Genomic DNA, 17,184 nt, shown 5'->3' with positions numbered 1-17,184 from the left:
AGGTGGTGCTCTACCAACTGAGCTACAACCGCATGTTTTCGCTTTGAACTTTTCAGTTCGTCGCAACAACAGGTACTACTATACGAGCCTTTACCGGGGTGCGCAAACCAAATTCTTGCTACACTCCCTCAAATGGAGCCAGATTCACCTCCGCAAAAGATACCGACTAGTAGTTTTACAGGAAATACCCATCACAAAAAATATTCTCAAATTTATGAAAAATCCCCTTATCCGCCGGGTTTCCTTCAGACCTTTCGGTCGTCAGATTCCCGCTGGATAAGGGGATTCTCTAGAGCTTAGTCGCTGCTACCGCCAGAGTCGCCTCCACCGGAATCGCCGCCGCCAGAGTAGTCGGAGCTGCTGTAGCTGCTGTAATCCGAACTGCTGGAGCTGCTGGAGCTTCCGGCGTCGAAGTCGCCCGCGTCCGGGTCGGGGCCCGGGTCCACGAAGTCGTCTTCGTCGTCCTCTTCACGCGAAGAGTCCGAGGTGTCTACGCCGTCAGACGAACTGCTGACGTCGCCGCCGCGGGCGTGCCGTGCCTGAGCTTCTTGAGCGTTCAGGGCGGCGCGCGCCTCGAAGTAGGCAGTCACGTATCCGAAGGCTGCCGCAACGACAACAGCGACCACCATCAAGACGGACTTGTCCATGTTGGCGATGTACAGAATCAGCCAGATAATGCAGGCGTTGGTGAGCGCCATGAGGGTGCCCTTGAGCAGCGCCTTGCCGATGATGGATTGGTTATTCGACCGACTCATGGTTAGCTCAGTTCAGCGGCAAGCTTGCGCAGGCGTGCGAGGGAGGATTCCTTACCCAGGATTTCCATGGATTCGAACAGCGGCGGGGAGATACGCTCACCGGACACTGCGATACGCACGGGGCCGAATGCGAGGCGCGGCTTGATTTCCAGGCCGTCGACGATTGCGGCGCGCAGGGCTGCCTCAATGTTGGCTGCGGTGAAGTCCTCGAGGGGCTCCAGAGCTTCGATTGCGGCGGCGAGGACCTGCGGTGCGGATTCCTTGAGCTGCTTGCGTGCGTCGTCTGCGGTGCTGATTTCTTCGTCAGCCTTGAAGAGGAATGCGAGCAGGCCGGGTGCTTCGCCGAGCAGCTGCATGCGCTCCTGGACGAGGGGTGCAGCCTCGGTGAGGACCTGCTCTTCACGCTCGGTGAGGGTTTCGCCGAGTACGCCTGCGGCCTGCAGGTACGGGATGAGGCGGTCGCGGAAGTCCTTGGGGTCGAGCGCACGGATGTGGTCGCCGTTGATGGACTCTGCCTTCTTCACGTCGAAGCGTGCGGGGTTTGCGACTACGTCGTGTACGTCGAAGTGCTCGACGAGCTCGTCGATGCTGAAGACGTCCTGGTCTGCGGAGAGGGACCAGCCCAGCAGGGACAGGTAGTTCAGCAGGCCTTCCTTGATGAAGCCGGAGTCGCGCAGCAGGAAGAGGTTCGATTCGGGGTCGCGCTTGGAGAGCTTCTTGTTGCCCTGGCCCATGACGTAGGGCAGGTGACCGAATTCGGGGATGAAGCTGGTCACGCCGGTGTCGATGAGTGCGCGGTAGAGCGCGATCTGACGCGGGGTGGAGGAGAGCAGGTCCTCACCGCGCAGCACGTGGGTGACGCCCATGAGTGCGTCGTCAACGGGGTTCACGAAGGGGTACAGCGGATCGCCGTTGGAGCGCACGACCACGTAGTCGGGCACGGTACCGGCCTTGAAGGTGATTTCACCGCGAACCAGGTCGTTGAAGGTAATGTCCTCGTCGGGCATGCGTAGACGCCACACGGGCTTGCGGCCTTCTGCGCGGTAGGCTTCCTTCTGCTCTTCGGTGAGGTTGCGGTCGTAGTTGTCGTAGCCGAGCTGCGGGTCCTGACCGGCTGCCTTGCGGCGTTCCTTCACCTCGTCGGGGGTGGAGAAGTCTTCGTACACGTAGCCGCCTTCAACGAGCTTTTCGAAGATCTCGTTGTAGATGCCTGCGGTCTTACGCTCGGACTGGCGGTAGGGCTCGTGGGGGCCGCCGACGCCGACGCCTTCGTCCCAGTTGATGCCGAGCCAGTGCAGGGATTCGAGCACCTGGTTGAACGACTCTTCGGAGTCGCGTGCTGCGTCGGTGTCTTCGATGCGGAAGATCAGCTTGCCGCCGGTGTGGCGTGCGTATGCCCAGTTGAAGAGGGCGGTGCGGACCATACCCACGTGCGGGGTGCCGGTGGGCGAGGGGCAGAAGCGGACGCGGGTGTCTGCGGGGCTGTTGAGTACGGGACCGTGGTATTCGGTCATGATGTCTCCTTGACGGTGTGTTTCAGGATGTACGTTACGTTTTGGGTGCGGGCTGTTTAGTCGCGCACACGGGTGACGAGGGAGCCGATACCTTCGACTTCGACCTCTACTTCGTTGCCGTCGCGCAGTACGCTGATGCCGGCGGGGGTGCCGGTGAGCAGTACGTCGCCGGGCAGCAGGGTGAAGATTTCGGAGGCTGCGGCAACCTGCTCGGCTACGGAGTAGTGCATTTCGGAGGTGTTGCCTTCCTGCACGACGTCGCCGTCGACCCAGGTGGTGATGTTCAGCGAGTCGGTGTCCAGGTCGGTTTCAATCCACGGGCCGAGCGGGGTGGAGCCGTCGAAGCCCTTGGCGCGGGTCCACTGGCGGTCTTCGAGCAGGTCGCGGGCGGTGAGGTCGTTTGCCACGGTGTAGCCGAAGATGACCTCGTGCACGCGCTCAAGAGGCACGGACTTGGCGATACGACCGATAATGACGGCGAGTTCACCTTCTGCGCTGACGGCTTCGGAGTACTCGGGCAGGGTCACGGGGTCGCCGGGGCCAATTACGGTGGTGTTGGGCTTGAGGAAGAACTGCGGGGAGGCGGGTGCCTCGGTTCCTGCCCAGTTTGCGATCGCTCCAATCACCTTGGAGCGGGGGATGATCGGGGCGAGCAGTCGCACCTGGTCGATGGGGTAGGTGGTGCCGGTCGGTTCGATGCCCGAGTAGAAGGGGTCGCCGGCGAGTACGCGCAGGGTTTCTTCGCCTGCGTCGCCTTCTACCAGCCCGAAGTGGAGCTCATTATTTACGGTAAATCGTGCAATACGCATACTTTCTAGGGTACCAGCCTTCGAGGGCGGGGGCGGCGGGCGGGCTTTAGCGGGGTCGGGTTCGACGGGGTGCGCCTCCCCTCCCCCACAGCATTTACCGGGCACAGCGAATCCCCGCGGGTGCGCGTTCCGGGTGCGGGCGCATCCTGCGGGGATTTCGCTGGTTACGTTAGATTCACGTTTTAGATGAGGCGGGTCATCCAGCCGTGGCGGTCCTCAACGGTGCCCAGCTGAATGCCGACGAGCTCTTCGCGCAGGCTCTTGGAAATTTCGCCGAAGTGCTCGGTGGGTGCCGGGATTTCGAAGTCTTCTGCCTTGAGCTTGCCGATGGGTGCGACCACTGCTGCGGTGCCGCAGGCGAAGATTTCGGTGATGTCGCCGTTTGCTACGCCTTCACGCCACTCGTTGAGGGTGATAACGCGCTCTTCGACGGTCATGCCGCGGTCCTTAGCCAGCTGAATCAGCGAGGAGCGGGTCACACCCTCCAGAATGGTGCCGGTCAGCTCGGGGGTGACGATCTTGTTTTCCTTGCCGAAGATGAAGAACACGTTCATGCCGCCGAGCTCTTCGATGGCGTCGCCGCGGTGCGGATCCTTGAAGATGACCTGCTTGCAGCCGTGCTTTTCACCTTCGGTCTGGGCGATCATGGATGCTGCGTAGTTACCGCCGCACTTTGCCGCACCGGTGCCGCCTTCGCCTGCACGGGCGTAGGTGGTGGAGAGCCAAATGTCCACGGGCTCGGGAGTGCCGAAGTAGTTACCTGCGGGCGAGCCGATCACGTGGTACTGCACGTGGCGTGCGGGGCGAACGCCGAGGAACGCCTCGGTAGCAATCATGAAGGGGCGGAAGTAGAAGGCCTCACCGTCACCGGTGGGAACCCACGCCTCGTCCGCCTTAATCAACTGGCGCAGGGACTCAATGAAGGTCTCGGCGGGCAGCTCGGGCAGGGAGAGACGGTGCGCGGAGTTCGCGAAGCGGGCGGCGTTCTTTTCGGGGCGGAAGGTCCACACGGAACCGTCAGCGTGACGGTAGCCCTTGATGCCCTCGAAGATTTCCTGGCCGTAGTGGAACACGGATGCTGCGGGGTCGAGGACGAGCGGGCCGTAGGGGCGAACTCGTGCGTCGTACCAGGTGCCACCGGTCTTGTAGTCGCCTTCCCAGTCGATGGTGACCATGTGGTCGGTGAAGTAGTCACCGAAGCCGGGGTTTGCAAGGATTTCGGCGCGGCGTTCGGCGGTGGCGGGTGACTGGTTTGCTTCGTGGCTGAATTCGGTTGCCATCGTTCTGCGTTCCTCTTTGTCTAGTTGCTTTTGCAGGCGTTCTTTGATTCGCGGTTCTTGCGTCGGGGCGTAGAGCCGGTGTGTGCCGCCGGGCGCGTTGTCGTGCGGGGCAGATGGTGCATCTAGCGGTCTGTGCTAGTTGGATGCATCAAGCGAGTGGTGGAGGGTGTCCACCGCCGAGGGTGCCGGGCGGGTGTGCCTGACCTGTTTAGAGTACCGGAAAGATGCGTTTGCCGCATGCGCACCTTTTCTCCCATTCAGGATGTGAACAGGTGAAGCCCGGAAGGTGCGTTCCTTCCGGGCTTCACTAGCGTAGTTTACGTTTTAGCCGAGCCAGTTTTAGCCGGGCAAGTATTAACCGAGGCGTGCGAGCACGTCCGCGCCGACCTGATCGGTTCCGCGCACGGTGGCGCCGTTTTCGCGCATATCTGCTTCGACGGCGTCCTCAATACGGGCTGCGGCAGCGTCGTGGCCGAGGTGACGAAGCAACATGGCGCCGGCGAGGATTGCGGCGGTGGGGTTTGCCTTGTTCTGGCGGGCAATGTCCGGTGCGGAGCCGTGAACGGGCTCGAACATGGAGGGGAACTCACCGACGGCGTTGATGTTGCCGCTTGCGGCGTAGCCGATACCGCCGGTGACTGCACCTGCGAGGTCGGTGATGATGTCGCCGAAGAGGTTGTCGGTGACGATCACGTCGAAGCGTGCGGGGTCGGTGACCATGAAGATGGTGGTCGCGTCAATGTGCAGGTAGTCGGTCTCGACCTCGGGGAATTCCTTCGCGATTTCGCTGAAGTAGCGGTTGTAGAGGCGACCTGCGTGGGTGAGCACGTTGGTCTTGTGCACGAGGGTGACCTTCTTGCGGCGGGTTGCGGCAAGCTCGAAAGCGTAGCGGACCAGGCGCTCCACGCCGTGGGCGGTGTTGAGGGATACCTCGGTGGCGATCTCGTGCGGGGTGCCCTGGCGAATCACGCCACCGTTGCCAATGTAGGGGCCTTCGGTACCTTCACGCACAACCACGAAGTCGATGTTGCCGGGGTTGGCGAGCGGGGAGACTGCGCCGGGGTACAGGCGGGAGGGGCGCAGGTTGATGTAGTGGTCGAAGGCGAAGCGCAGCTTGAGGAGCATTTCGCGTTCGATGAGGCCGGAGGGAATCTGACCGCTACGCGGGTCTGCACCGATGGCGCCGAAGAGGATCGCGTCGTGCTGCTTGAGGGCGTCCATGGTGGACTCGGGCAGGGTTTCACCGGTTTCCAGCCAGTGCTCGGCGCCGAGCTTGTAGTGGGTGGGGGTTACGGTGATGTTTTCGAGCTCGCAGGCGCGGGTGAGGATGCGCTGGGCTTCGGTAATGATTTCGGGGCCGATGCCGTCGCCGGGGATGACGGCGAGGTCGATGCTACGTGCTTCAGTCATGCCTCTACCGTAATACGCGCCGCGGGTGGGCGGTAGAGTGTGCGGGCGGGTTCTCAGAGTCTGGGCTAGACGGCGTCTGAGTAGCCGCAGCTCCTACCCCACTACTCCCCTACCCTTCTAGTTCGACACGGTGCCACCCTGGATTCTAAGGTTCTGCATTCTGGGGTTGCAGCCGCTGCCGGTTAAAACAATATTCCCCGGCTGATAATTCAGCCGGGGAATATTGTTTATCTACGAGTTCTCACAGGGTAAGAACTTAGACGCTATTAGGAGCGCTCGCAGAGGGTGACCTTCACGTAACCGGGGTTACGGACACCGGACTGCTTTGCAGCGTTGTTAGCGGATGCAATGATACCGTTCGGAACGGAGGGGGCAACGTAGGAGCCACCTGCGCCACCTGCGCCTGCCTGCAGCAGCGCGCTAACGTTCTGGCGGTAACGAGTGGGCTCTTCGTTAGCGTTCCACTTCTGGGAGGTAATGATAGCGGAGAGACCGCGAGCAGCACCGGAGCCACCGCCACCGTAACCTGCGCCACCGCCTGCGGAGACAACGGTCTGGTAGCCGTTGAAGGACTTGCGGGTGTCGTTTTCGCTGTAGGGGCGCTTTTCGTTGAGGTTAAGGGGGTTGGTCTGGTGAACGATTTCCAGCTTGGAGATATCGTTGTTGTCAATCTGGTAGGAGTATGCGAAGACGCCGTCTGCACCCTTACCGTCGAAGCCGGAGCCACCCTTGTCACCAGCGGTGGAGGAGCTGAAGAGCTCCTGCTTGTTCTGGCTGGTGAAGCCCAGAACGCCGTAGACGTTAGCCTTGTCGTTGTACAGCAGGGGCTGCTCGCCACCTGCACCACCGACACCGCCGTTACCGCCCTTACCACCAGCAACCTTCATAGCGGTGCGGTCACTAGCGTTGGGCTTCAGAACGGTGTAGTGGGAGACGGAGGTCTCAGCGTCGCCACCAGCTGCTGCGGATGCGTCTGCACCAGCAGGCAGAACGGACTTAACCGCGGTGTCACCCAGAGAGGTGGTGGAAGCGTTGACAGCCTTGGGGTTGTAGAACGGGCTATTTGCGGGCATGTTGTTGGTACCGGGCTGGGTACGGATACCCGCACCGCCACCGCCACCTGCAACAGCAATCGGGGTGCCATCAATAACCAGAGCGGAGGAGCCACCGCCGGAACCACCGTAGAGGTAACGCTTCATATCGGAAGGCATGGGCGCGATAGCTTCAACACGAGCCTTAGCGTCGGCGGGAACGGGCTGTTCGTTGACGTCACCACCGTTACCGTAGCCCTTACCACCGGTTGCGGGGCGGGTCTGCCAAATAGCCGCACTGTCAACACCGGGCTCGGACGCCAGGTAAGCTACACCACCGGCAGCTGCGACCAGCTCGATGACCTGGCCTGCCTTGACGGGGATTTCACCGGTCACGAGAGCACCAGAACCGCCAGCAACCTGAGCGGAACCGCCACCTGCACCACCAGCAACCTCGAAGCGAAGCTTGTCGACATTCGCCGGAACGGTGAACTTGACGGTGTCCTTAGCGCCGGAGGGCTGACCGGAAATGTTGAACTTGGGAGCAGACGAGTACTCGCACTCAGTGGAAGATGCGAAAGCGGGAACTGCAGCAGATGCTGCAACAACCGGAGCAGCCCATGCTGCGCCAGCAACAACCTTGCGGCGAGAAATGTTAGTAGACATGTATGTCCTTCGAGAGTGATGTCATTTTGAGGAATAAAAGTTATCACCCGCCGTCGTGCGCGGCAGAAAACATCACTTGAAACAAGTCGAGTGAGTGAGTCGGCTTGAGCCTAACCTCTGGTGATAACGACATAATGCTGTACCCGCTCCCCTACACAGGGAGTCGCGCTCCAGAACTCTTGGTGTTTAGTTCTGCGAGGTTCTTAGACCTCGGGCGCAGATTTCGGGTACAGCCAAAACTATACCCATCAAGGACCTGTACCGCAATGGTTCCAAAAATGGTTTGATGAGGGGGTTTCCCTTAAACTCTCCGCTTTGATTGAAGGTTTTGCAACCAAAATAGGTTACTTAAGGGAGTTTCAGGTCTCTTAAACCCGAATTCGAACCCCATACAACCCCAAACCCTCAAGTAATGATTGAAGAAATATTTTTCAAAAAAGTAATTAAGGTCACTAAAAATAGGTGTTTTTAGCGTGTCGCACACACACAAGCACACAACCCCACACACAAAACCACAGAATGTTCCTGCATGTGAGAGCAGAAAAGGGGTTTCCGGCCCCTCCCAAACGCCCCGATACACTGGAAGCATGCCCCTCAAGCGCACCCAACCCCAGAAGAACCCACAGAACAGCACTGAGACAGCCGAATCAGGCTACGCCGTAACGCATACCCGCGGTATCTCGGAAAGCAGCGACCTGCCCGCCGACGCCATCACCGCCTCCAGCCGCGTACAAACCTACCTCAGAGACAAACGCGGCTGGATGAACGTCCTCGTCGTCGCGCACATGCAATTCTTCTGCTGCGTGCTCTCCGCCGCCTTCATCAACGGCTACGGCTGGATCCCGGTCATCTCCGCGCTCTGCAGCACCACCGCACTCTACTTCCGCTACCGCTTCCCCTACGGCAGCATCTACGTGGTCATCGCGGCGCTCTGCCTCACCCTCGTCGTGCCCTTCCCCGGCTCACTCGCCATCACCTGCTACCCGCCCGTCAGCCTCGCCGCCTACCATATCGGCAGGCACTGGACCCGCCGCGCCCGATTCCGCGGCCTCATTCTCGGCTGGGTCGGCGCACTCGCCGTCACCGTGCAGGCCTCGCTCTCGCTCCTCTACCACTGGGACGACATACCCGCCCGCATCTTCATCTCCATGATGCTCGGCGTGCTCTGCGGATCCATCTTCACCGTCTTCTGGTTCCTCGGCGACTCCCGCCGCATGCGCGAACTGCGCAGCGAAGAATTCAAAGAACGCGCCCGCCGCCTCGAATACGAGCAGGAACAGGAACGCCGCCTCGCCGCGCAGGACGAACGCACCCGCATCGCCCGCGAAATGCACGATATCGTGGCGCACTCGCTCTCCAGCATTATTTCCCAAGCGGACGGGGCACGCTACGCCGCCGCGAGCGCCCGCACCGCACGCGCCCAGCAGGCAGAGCAACCGGGTCAGGCTCAGCAGAGCGAACCGGATATTGCCGAGCAGACCCTCGAGCTCATCGCAGACACGGCACGCGACTCCCTCACCCAGATGCGTTCCCTACTCGGGCTACTGCGCACAGACGAGGCAACCACCTACGCACCCGTGCCCGCCCTCAGCGATGTACCCGCACTCGTGGAGCAGAGCCGCCGCGCCGGGCTACCCGTCACCTTCACCGGAATCACCGGCACCATGGCGCGCACCCTGCCGCAGGGTGCCGAGCTGGCGGCGTACCGCACCGTGCAGGAGGCGCTCACCAACGCACTCAAGCACTCCCCCGGCGCGGCAACCACCGTCACCATTCACTGGGGTGAGGACGGTCTGCAGTTGCGGGTTCAGAACGACCCGGTTTCCTCTGCCGTGGCTCAGCACATTGCCCGCCCTGTGCCCGGTAGCGGCAACGGTCTGCGCGGCATGAGCGAGCGCATCGCCCTCTACCACGGCACCCTCACCTACGGTCTGCAGCCTGACGGCGGCTGGCTCGTTGAGGCGGCGCTGCCCTACCGCGACCTCTAATACCCGTGCCCTCTACTACCTCGTGATCTAGGATTGAAACTATGTACTCTTCTGCACCACAGACTTCTGCACCACAGACTACCCAGCCGATCCGCGTGATGCTCGTTGACGACCAGCGCCTAGTGCGCGGCGGCTTGAGCATGCTCGTCAACTCCCAGCCGGACCTGCAGGTCGTCATGGAAGCTGATGACGGCCTGGCGGCGATTGACGTTTTTGACCGTATGGTGTCTGAGGGGCAGGCGCCGCAGGTCATCCTCATGGATGTGCGCATGCCGCACTGCGACGGCCTGGAGGCGGCGCGCCGTATTCTGGAGCGTGACGGCGAGCGTGAAGTTTCCGAGGATGAGCGGGTGCGCATTATTATGCTCACGACCTTCGATATTGATGAGTACGTGTATTCGGCGGTGCGTGCGGGTGCGAGCGGTTTCTTGTTGAAGGACACCCCGCCGGAGCAGCTGCTGGAGGCGATTCGTACGGTGCACCGCGGCGATGCGGTGATTGCGCCGTCGGCTACTCGCCGTCTGTTGGAACACATGATTCCGGTGCTGGACTCCCCTGCAGGTGTTCCTGCCGCGCCTGTTCCTGTTGCTCCCCCGGCCGCTGGTTCGGAGCTTCCTAAGGCGACCTTCATTCCGGCTGAGCATGCAAGCTTTGAGCCTGTGCAGGATTATCCGCATCGTGAGTTGATTGAGCAGTTGTCGCCGCGTGAGTTTGAGGTTCTGGGTTTGATTGCGCGTGGCTTGTCGAATGCGGAGATTACGCGGGAGTTGGTGCTTTCGGAGGCGACGGTGAAGACGCACGTGTCGCATGTGTTGGCGAAGTTGGGTGCGCGTGATCGTGTGCAGGCGGTCATTATGGCGTATGAGGCGGGTATCGCCCACTAGCGCTCCCCTGCGTTTGCTCCCCTACATAAGGGCACAACTTATAAAGGGCACAACAGCATAGAGGATGCAGTGAAGCCCCGGCGGGCGCCTCCTTTTCGAGGCACCCTCCGGGGCTCTTTAGTTAAGTGGTTTCTTGTATCTGGTCGATGATTCGCTCAAAGTCGCTCATCAGCTCAGGCAACTTATTCCGGGCGACGTCCCATAGGACAGCAAAATCAACGCTCACATAGCTATGAGAAATAACGTTACGAATAGCAATGAGGTACTGCCATTCAGCCCGTTCATACCGTTCATAATCTTCTGGGTATTTTGAACGAATTCTATTGAGGGTTTCGCCAATGACCTGAAAGCGCATACAGAGCGCGTCCTGAACAACTGCATTTGAATCGTCTATCAGGTCTTCGTATCGCGCCGGCGTAAAAGAATAGATACGCTGAGCCGATTCAAGAATCAGGGAGAAGTCGTCCAGCGAGCTTTTCATAGCGGCAGCTCCACCATGTCCGGTTCTGCCTCCGCATAGATGCGGGGGCGCAACCGAGTGACCATATCAACGCTACGGCCGGTCAGCTGTTCAATGCGGTGCTGAGCATCCACCATCTGCATGAACTCGTCAAAAGGGGCTGCCCCCGGCATCTGCACCAAAAAATCCAGGTCGCTGGTTTCGGTCAGCTTACCGCGGGCGGCGCTGCCGAAGAGTCGGGCACGGCGCACACCAGCGTCACGGAGGATCTGAAGAACCTCCGCTTCGTGGGGTAGCGTGTACCCGCGACGCAGATTGGGGTGGCTAGTGCTCATACACCCATCATACGCGCAAAGCCAGGCTACAGGTCAGCCGCTTAGAACCTACTCTATGAATCCGCCCTGTGTACGGCAAAGCCCCGGCGGGCGCCTCCTTGTCGAGGCACCCTCCAGGGCTTTACTATCTCACGCCGAGTATCCGGGTTTGCCGGGTACTGTGACTATGCCAGGTACAGCGGGTTAGCCGCGCATGCCCTCAACCGGGGACATGCGAGCCGAACGAGCCGCCGGCAGAGCCGAAGCGAGCATCGCGGCGAGCACACCCACCGCGAGGATGACCACGTACCAGACGTACGGCAGATCAAGCACCAGCGGGGCGGAAGCACTCATGGAAGACATAATAATCTGCGCAGAGAGGCTACCAATCACACCACCGGAAACCATACCGAGCACCACTGCGGCGAGCGTAATCAGAATCGCCTCAATGGAAATCATGCGGCGCAGCTGCTTGCGGGACAGGCCCAGCGAGCGGAGCATCGCGTTCTCGCGGCGGCGTTCGTTGACCGACAGGGTCATCGTGTTCGCCACACCAATAATCGAGATGACCACTGCGAGCATGAGCATCACCAGAGTGAAGGTCAGCATAACGGTCAGCAGCTGGTCGTAGGTCTGACGTTCCTGCAGACCACCGGTGAAGGAGCTGTCCGGGCTGGCTCGGTTCAGGTCAGCCTGCAGGGTCGCGTTCTCGCTACTGGTCAGCGGGGAGGCGGCGCGCACCAGAACGACGGTGTCGTTACCGGTTGCCTGGCTGGTGACGGTCAGGTGAGCGGCCTTCGTCTGAGCTTCTTTGTCACCGCTGGCGATTGCTTCTTCCATGCGCTTCTGAGCTTCCTCAGCGGCGGGGTTGGCAACCTTCTGCGGGTTCTTGGCGTCCTGCAGCTTGGCGGCGGTGGCAGGGTTGACAATCAGCAGGTTCTGCTTGGTTGCAGACTTGATGGGCTTGAGTTCCACTTCGCCGAGCGGACCGTGTGCCTTCAGACGGCTGGACTCATTCAATCCAGCGGACTTCCAGAGGCCCTGCGGTACGAGCACGGTGTCGTCGGCAAGGTTCGAGTTTTCGCCCGGCAGGATTGCCTTCAAATCGGAGGAGCTCAATGCCACCAGGTCGGAATTCTGGTTGGCGGTCTGGCCCTCGTACTCGACGGTGTAGTCAACCACGCCGGCTGCGTAACCAACAGCGGATGCCTGAACGTTCTTAATACCCTTGACCTTGGAGGCGATTTCCTCCGCCTTGGTCACGGTGGAGGCTGCCTCGGACTGGTCATACGAGCTGTACTTCGCCTGCGCAGAAATCGGGTACTGCTGATCCAGTGCCTTGGTCAGCGAGGCGCTCAGCACCGAGTATCCGGTCAGCACAGTCGACACGACCAGGGTACCCACCAGCACAGCGCGGCCGGTGGAGACGGTGCGCTTGGGCGAACGCAGCGCGTTGGCGAGCGCCAGCTTGCCGGTCTGGGTGCGGGTGACCTTACCGAGGGCGCGTACCAGCGGCGGCAGCACCAGCGGGGTAAGGAGAAAGACCGCAATACCGAGCAGCAGCGCGGCCCCCATCATGAGGGCAATGGCCTTATTGCCGGCACCCTCACCGGAACCCTGGTTCTGAGCCAGCATAGCCAGGCCGATACCTGCGGCACCGAAGACCAGGCCCAGGATCGGGCCGACCTTGCCGGGCTTGCGCACCTCAAGGTTGGTGTGCTCGCTCATCGCGCTAATGGGCGAGATGCGCAGGGCGGTACGCGCCGGAGAGAGCGCCGCCAAAACCGTCACGAGGGTGCAGATCAGGGTACTGATAATCACCGGGGTGATCGAGTACGAAATCATGATGGTGGTCAGGTTCGCACCAACTAGCGCGCCAACCGGGTAGGTCAGCAGCGCACCGATGAGGGAGAACACCACGCCCACGGTAATGGATTCGATGAGTAGCATCCGTACGAGGGAGCCGCCACGGGCACCGAGGGTGCGCAGCAGAGCCAGCTCACGGATGCGCTGGCCGACCAGCACCGCGAAGGTGTTGGAGATGACGAAGGAGGAAACCAGCAGAGCCAGCGCTGCGAAGGCACCCAGGACCACGCTAATGGAGGTGAAGACCGTGGAGATGGTCTTCTGGTAGTCCTCCAGCAGCTTCTGACCGGTCATGACGCGCGGGTCGTTCTTGGTGTCGCCGCTGCTGAGGGAGTCCTGCAGGCTCTTGAGCTTGGCGTCGGTTACGCCGTCCTTGAACTTGAGGTAGATGAGGTTCGCGCCAGCCATGCCCCGGTAGCCTGCCGCGGAGCTCTTGTTTTCTGTCTCGGCTGCTTTCAGGGTGGCTTCACCGAGGCTGGTGCCGCCCATGAAGACAGCCTGGTTGGTGGTGGAGCCTTCAAAACCGGGGTCGAACAGACCGACGACGGTGTATTCGGCGGTCTTGTCGGTACCGGGGGCGCTGACGGATTCTACAACGTCGGTGCTGGTGACCTTGCCGTTCAGCGAAAGGTTGTGCTTCTTCGCGAAGTAGGTAGAGACCATGATTTCGTGGTCGCTACTGGGGATTTTACCCTGTACCTTGTACGGGAAGAGGCTCGAGTCGGCGGGCAGCTGGTTGTACTGCACGGGGGTTTTCTGGTCGCCGGTACCGATCGAACCCGTGACGGCGTACTGTACCCAGTAGCCGGAGAGCAGGTCGCTCTTTTCTACTTTCTGAATCTGGTCACGAGTCAGGTAGATAGAGGTGCTGTCTTTACCGTCGCTGGTTGTAGCGGCGGAGGCGACGACCGCCTCGGCGCGGGAGAGCACGTCACCTACGGAGGAGTTGACGGTCGCCTGCAACGAGTTGGTGAGCATCATAATGGCGGCGATGAAGAAGGATGAGATCGCGATGCCTATGCCCGTGAGGACGTATTTTCCTTTGGAGGCGCGCAGATTGGAGCGCGCCACCGTGTTCAGTGTGGTTGCCACGGCTTATCGACCTTCCAGCTGTGCCATTGCGCCGAGGACGGCGTCGTAGGTGGGTTCGATCATTTCGCCGGCGACCATGCCGTCCTTGATGAAGACCACGCGATCTGCGTAGGAGGCGGCGTTTGCGTCGTGGGTGACCATGAGGATGGTCTGTGCGTGGTCGGTTGCGGCGGCACGTAGCAGGCGCAGCACCTCGGCGCCGGAGTTGGAGTCGAGGTTACCGGTCGGTTCGTCGGCGAAGACCACTTCGGGGCGTGCGAGCAGGGCGCGCACGATGGCGACGCGCTGCTGCTGACCGCCGGAGAGCTGTTCGGGGCGGTGGTCGAGGCGGGTTTCCAGGCCGAGGGTCTTGACCAGGTAGTCGCGCCACTGCGGGTCCGGCTTCTTACCGGCAAGGCCCAGGGGCAGGTCAATGTTCTGGCCCGCGGTGAGGGTGGGCACCAGGTTGAACGCCTGGAAGATGAAGCCGATGTGTTCGCGGCGGAATTCGGTAAGGGCGTTGTCCTTCAGGCCGAAGAGCTCGGTACCGCCGATACGAATCGAGGTTGCCGGGTTCGGGTCGGGGGTATCCAGGGTTGCGATGGTCTGCATCAGCGTGGACTTACCCGAGCCGGAGGGACCCATAATGGCGGTGAACTTGCCCTGCTCAAAGTCGACGGAGACGTTGTTGAGGGCGTGGACGGTTGCTTCACCCATGCCGTAGGTTTTGGAAAGGTTTCGTGCGGAGACGGCGACCTGTGCCGTCTGTGCGTGAGGAGTTGTCGTAGTCATAGTTCAATTATTTCACGCAGCGTGGCGCTGACTACAGGGTTTTTCTCATCCTCCAGGTTGATTTTGGCGGGTGTTCACCGGGTCTTGACCTGCGGATGCAGGGGCTATCGCTAATCCCACGGGCTGAGAAGCGTCTGAGGCGGGCTGGGCGGGCGCGGACCTCATCCTTAAGGATGAGTGGTCGCTCAACCAAGGCTACTACCCTGCACGCCCCCCTACGTACATGCGAAAAGCCCCCGGCTCCTCCCCCATCTGGGTGGGGAAGCCGGGAGCTTTCATAGACTATCCGTTACGGCGCTGTCCGCTGATGCTCAGGCAACTGTTATGCCTTGGGTGCTTCGTAGCGGGGGAACACCGGTGCGGGTGCGGGCAGTTCGGTGCCGGGCACGAGTGCAGTGCCGAGGGCTGCGAACTGGCGTGCGTCGCCTTCGGGTACGCCGAGCAGGGTCAGCAGCTTGGCGGTCGAGTCGGGCATGACGGGCTGCAGCAGCAGGGCAACCTGGCGCACGACCTCGAGGGTTACGTACAGCACGGTGTTCATGCGGTCGAGTTCGCCGTTCTTGCGCAGGGTCCAGGGTTCCTGCTCTGCGAAGTAGGCGTTGGTGTCTGCGAGGACGGTCCAGATGCGTTCCAAAGCGCGGTGGAATGCCTGCTCGTCGAAGTCTGCACGGACGGGCTCGTAGAGGGCTGCCGCCTCGTCGAGGATCTTGCGGTCAGCTTCGGTGAATTCGCCGTGGGTGGGGACGGCACCGCCGCAGTTCTTGGCGACCATGGACAGGGAACGCTGGGCGAGGTTGCCGAGGTTGTTTGCCAGGTCGGAGTTGATGCGGTTGATGATGGACTCTTCGGAGTAGGAGCCGTCCTGGCCGAAGGACACTTCACGCATGAGGAAGAAGCGGACGGCATCCAGGCCGAATGCGTCGACGAGGTTTGCGGGGTCAACGACGTTACCGACGGACTTGGACATCTTCTCGCCGTTGACAAGCAGGAAGCCGTGGCCGAAGACCCGCTTGGGCAGTTCAATTCCGGCGGACCACAGGAATGCGGGCCAGTAGATGGAGTGGAATCGGGTGATGTCCTTGCCGATGAGGTGCAGGTCGGCGGGCCAGTACTTGGTGAACAGCTCGTTGTTGGTGTCGGGGTAGCCGAGGCCGGTCAGGTAGTTGGTGAGGGCGTCGACCCACACGTACATGACGTGCTTGTCGTTGCCGGGTACGGGTACGCCCCAGTCGAAGGTGGTGCGGGAGATGGACAGGTCGTTGAGGCCGCCCTTGACGAAGGAGATCAGTTCGTTGCGGCGGGATTCGGGGTAGACGTAGCCTTCGTTGGCGTAGAGTTCGAGGAGCTTGTCGCCGTACTTGGAGAGGCGGAAGAAGTAGGATTCTTCTTCGGTCCATTCGACTTCGGTGCCGGTGGTGATGGCGTAGCGCTGGCCGTCGCGGACTTCGGTTTCGTCTTCTGCGTAGTAGGCTTCGTCGCGTACGGAGTACCAGCCGGCGTACTTGTCGAGGTAGATGTCGCCGTTTTCTTCCATGCGCTTCCAGATGGCCTGGGATGCGACATAGTGGTCGGGGTCGGTGGTGCGGATGAAGCGATCGTAGCTGATGTTCAGCGCGTCGTTCATTGCTTTGAAGCGTGCGGAGTTCTCGTCGGCGAGTTCCTTAGCGGTCTTACCGAGTTTTTCGGCGGTGGTCTGCATCTTCTGGCCGTGCTCGTCGGTGCCGGTCATGAAGCGCACGTCGAAGCCGTCGAGGCGCTTGAAGCGGGCTAGCACGTCGGCTGCGATGGTTTCGTAGGCGTGGCCGATGTGCGGGTTGCCATTGGGGTAGGAGATGGCGGTGGTGATGTAGAACGGAGTTGCAGTCATAACTTTCAGTTTACCGCAGTCTTAGGCTAGGCTCTCACCGGGGTTACACTCTGATACGCGGTGGCTCATTGCGTGTGGGTGGAGGCTGCTACGCCGCATGTTTCCTCCGCTCCTACGCAGGGGCACCCGTCACCCGGACGCTCCGCCCCTCCTTGCTTCGCTGCGGAGAGCGTCCGTGTGACACCCTGAGGGCGCTTCCGGAAAACACGGCGCACCAGCCCAAACATTCAGCCACCATGCAACACGCTAAACCGCGACAGCCTCCCCGCCCCACACGCAAAACACCCAACCACCAAGCAACACACTAAACCGCGACAGCCCTCCCCCGCCCCAGTTCGCTAGGCACGGGGCGCACATACTGAACCACCACGCAACCCAACGAACCGGCGAGATTCCGCGAACCCCTGAACCACAGATGCGCAGAGGTATAGATATTCCCCGTCGCGACATCAGGGTGTCCGAAGCGAAGCGAGGACG

The 17,184-nt window shown here is 61.1% G+C and carries 13 protein-coding genes; 2 read left to right on the top strand and 11 right to left on the bottom strand.

Annotated features, from left to right (window positions below):
- Window positions 1-296: 296 nt before the first annotated feature.
- The 6 genes from HMPREF2919_RS03810 to HMPREF2919_RS03785 form a co-directional block, all read right to left on the bottom strand.
- Window positions 297-755, bottom strand: coding sequence for a hypothetical protein (locus HMPREF2919_RS03810; protein WP_049342136.1), 459 nt, complete (start codon window positions 753-755; stop codon window positions 297-299).
- Between the two features lie 2 nt (window positions 756-757).
- Window positions 758-2,269, bottom strand: coding sequence for a glutamate--tRNA ligase (gene gltX, locus HMPREF2919_RS03805; RefSeq protein ID WP_049362078.1), 1,512 nt, complete (start codon window positions 2,267-2,269; stop codon window positions 758-760).
- Window positions 2,270-2,325: 56 nt separating this feature from the next.
- Window positions 2,326-3,078, bottom strand: a complete 753-nt coding sequence (locus HMPREF2919_RS03800) for a fumarylacetoacetate hydrolase family protein (RefSeq protein WP_005507404.1) — start codon at window positions 3,076-3,078, stop codon at window positions 2,326-2,328.
- A 182-nt stretch (window positions 3,079-3,260) separates the two neighbouring features.
- A complete protein-coding gene (locus tag HMPREF2919_RS03795; protein WP_070666297.1) occupies window positions 3,261-4,358 on the bottom strand; it encodes a branched-chain amino acid aminotransferase in 1,098 nt (365 codons plus the stop codon).
- 354 nt (window positions 4,359-4,712) lie between these two features.
- Window positions 4,713-5,768 carry a 3-isopropylmalate dehydrogenase gene (locus HMPREF2919_RS03790; RefSeq protein WP_070666294.1) on the bottom strand — a complete coding sequence of 352 codons (1,056 nt, stop codon included), beginning with the start codon at window positions 5,766-5,768 and terminating at the stop codon, window positions 4,713-4,715.
- 266 nt (window positions 5,769-6,034) lie between these two features.
- A complete protein-coding gene (locus HMPREF2919_RS03785; protein ID WP_070666292.1) occupies window positions 6,035-7,465 on the bottom strand; it encodes a transcriptional initiation protein Tat in 1,431 nt (476 codons plus the stop codon).
- Window positions 7,466-8,052: 587 nt separating this feature from the next.
- Here HMPREF2919_RS03785 and HMPREF2919_RS03780 point away from each other — a divergent pair.
- Window positions 8,053-9,453, top strand: a complete 1,401-nt coding sequence (locus tag HMPREF2919_RS03780; protein WP_210398962.1) for a sensor histidine kinase — start codon at window positions 8,053-8,055, stop codon at window positions 9,451-9,453.
- Between the two features lie 41 nt (window positions 9,454-9,494).
- A complete protein-coding gene (locus HMPREF2919_RS03775) occupies window positions 9,495-10,337 on the top strand; it encodes a response regulator (RefSeq protein ID WP_070666289.1) in 843 nt (280 codons plus the stop codon).
- Between the two features lie 121 nt (window positions 10,338-10,458).
- Here HMPREF2919_RS03775 and HMPREF2919_RS03770 read toward each other — a convergent pair whose 3' ends face one another.
- The 5 genes from HMPREF2919_RS03770 to metG form a co-directional block, all read right to left on the bottom strand.
- On the bottom strand, window positions 10,459-10,818 hold the full coding sequence (locus HMPREF2919_RS03770) for a HepT-like ribonuclease domain-containing protein (RefSeq protein WP_044150319.1): 360 nt from the start codon (window positions 10,816-10,818) through the stop codon (window positions 10,459-10,461).
- Window positions 10,815-11,132 carry a nucleotidyltransferase family protein gene (locus HMPREF2919_RS03765; RefSeq protein ID WP_070666286.1) on the bottom strand — a complete coding sequence of 106 codons (318 nt, stop codon included), beginning with the start codon at window positions 11,130-11,132 and terminating at the stop codon, window positions 10,815-10,817. The genes HMPREF2919_RS03770 and HMPREF2919_RS03765 overlap by 4 nt, the downstream gene beginning before the upstream one ends.
- Window positions 11,133-11,315: 183 nt before the next feature.
- Window positions 11,316-14,069 (bottom strand): ABC transporter permease, encoded by a 2,754-nt coding sequence (locus HMPREF2919_RS03760; RefSeq protein WP_070666284.1) that lies wholly within the window; start codon window positions 14,067-14,069, stop codon window positions 11,316-11,318.
- A 3-nt stretch (window positions 14,070-14,072) separates the two neighbouring features.
- Window positions 14,073-14,840 (bottom strand): ABC transporter ATP-binding protein, encoded by a 768-nt coding sequence (locus HMPREF2919_RS03755; RefSeq protein WP_005507396.1) that lies wholly within the window; start codon window positions 14,838-14,840, stop codon window positions 14,073-14,075.
- A gap of 322 nt (window positions 14,841-15,162) precedes the next feature.
- Window positions 15,163-16,707, bottom strand: a complete 1,545-nt coding sequence (gene metG / locus HMPREF2919_RS03750; protein WP_049360417.1) for a methionine--tRNA ligase — start codon at window positions 16,705-16,707, stop codon at window positions 15,163-15,165.
- Window positions 16,708-17,184: the final 477 nt, after the last annotated feature.

It is taken from the genome of Rothia sp. HMSC068E02 (genome assembly GCF_001813565.1).
GTDB lineage: Bacteria > Actinomycetota > Actinomycetes > Actinomycetales > Micrococcaceae > Rothia.
Note: the sequence above shows the minus strand (reverse complement) of the source record. Positions and strands in the feature narration are given on the sequence as shown.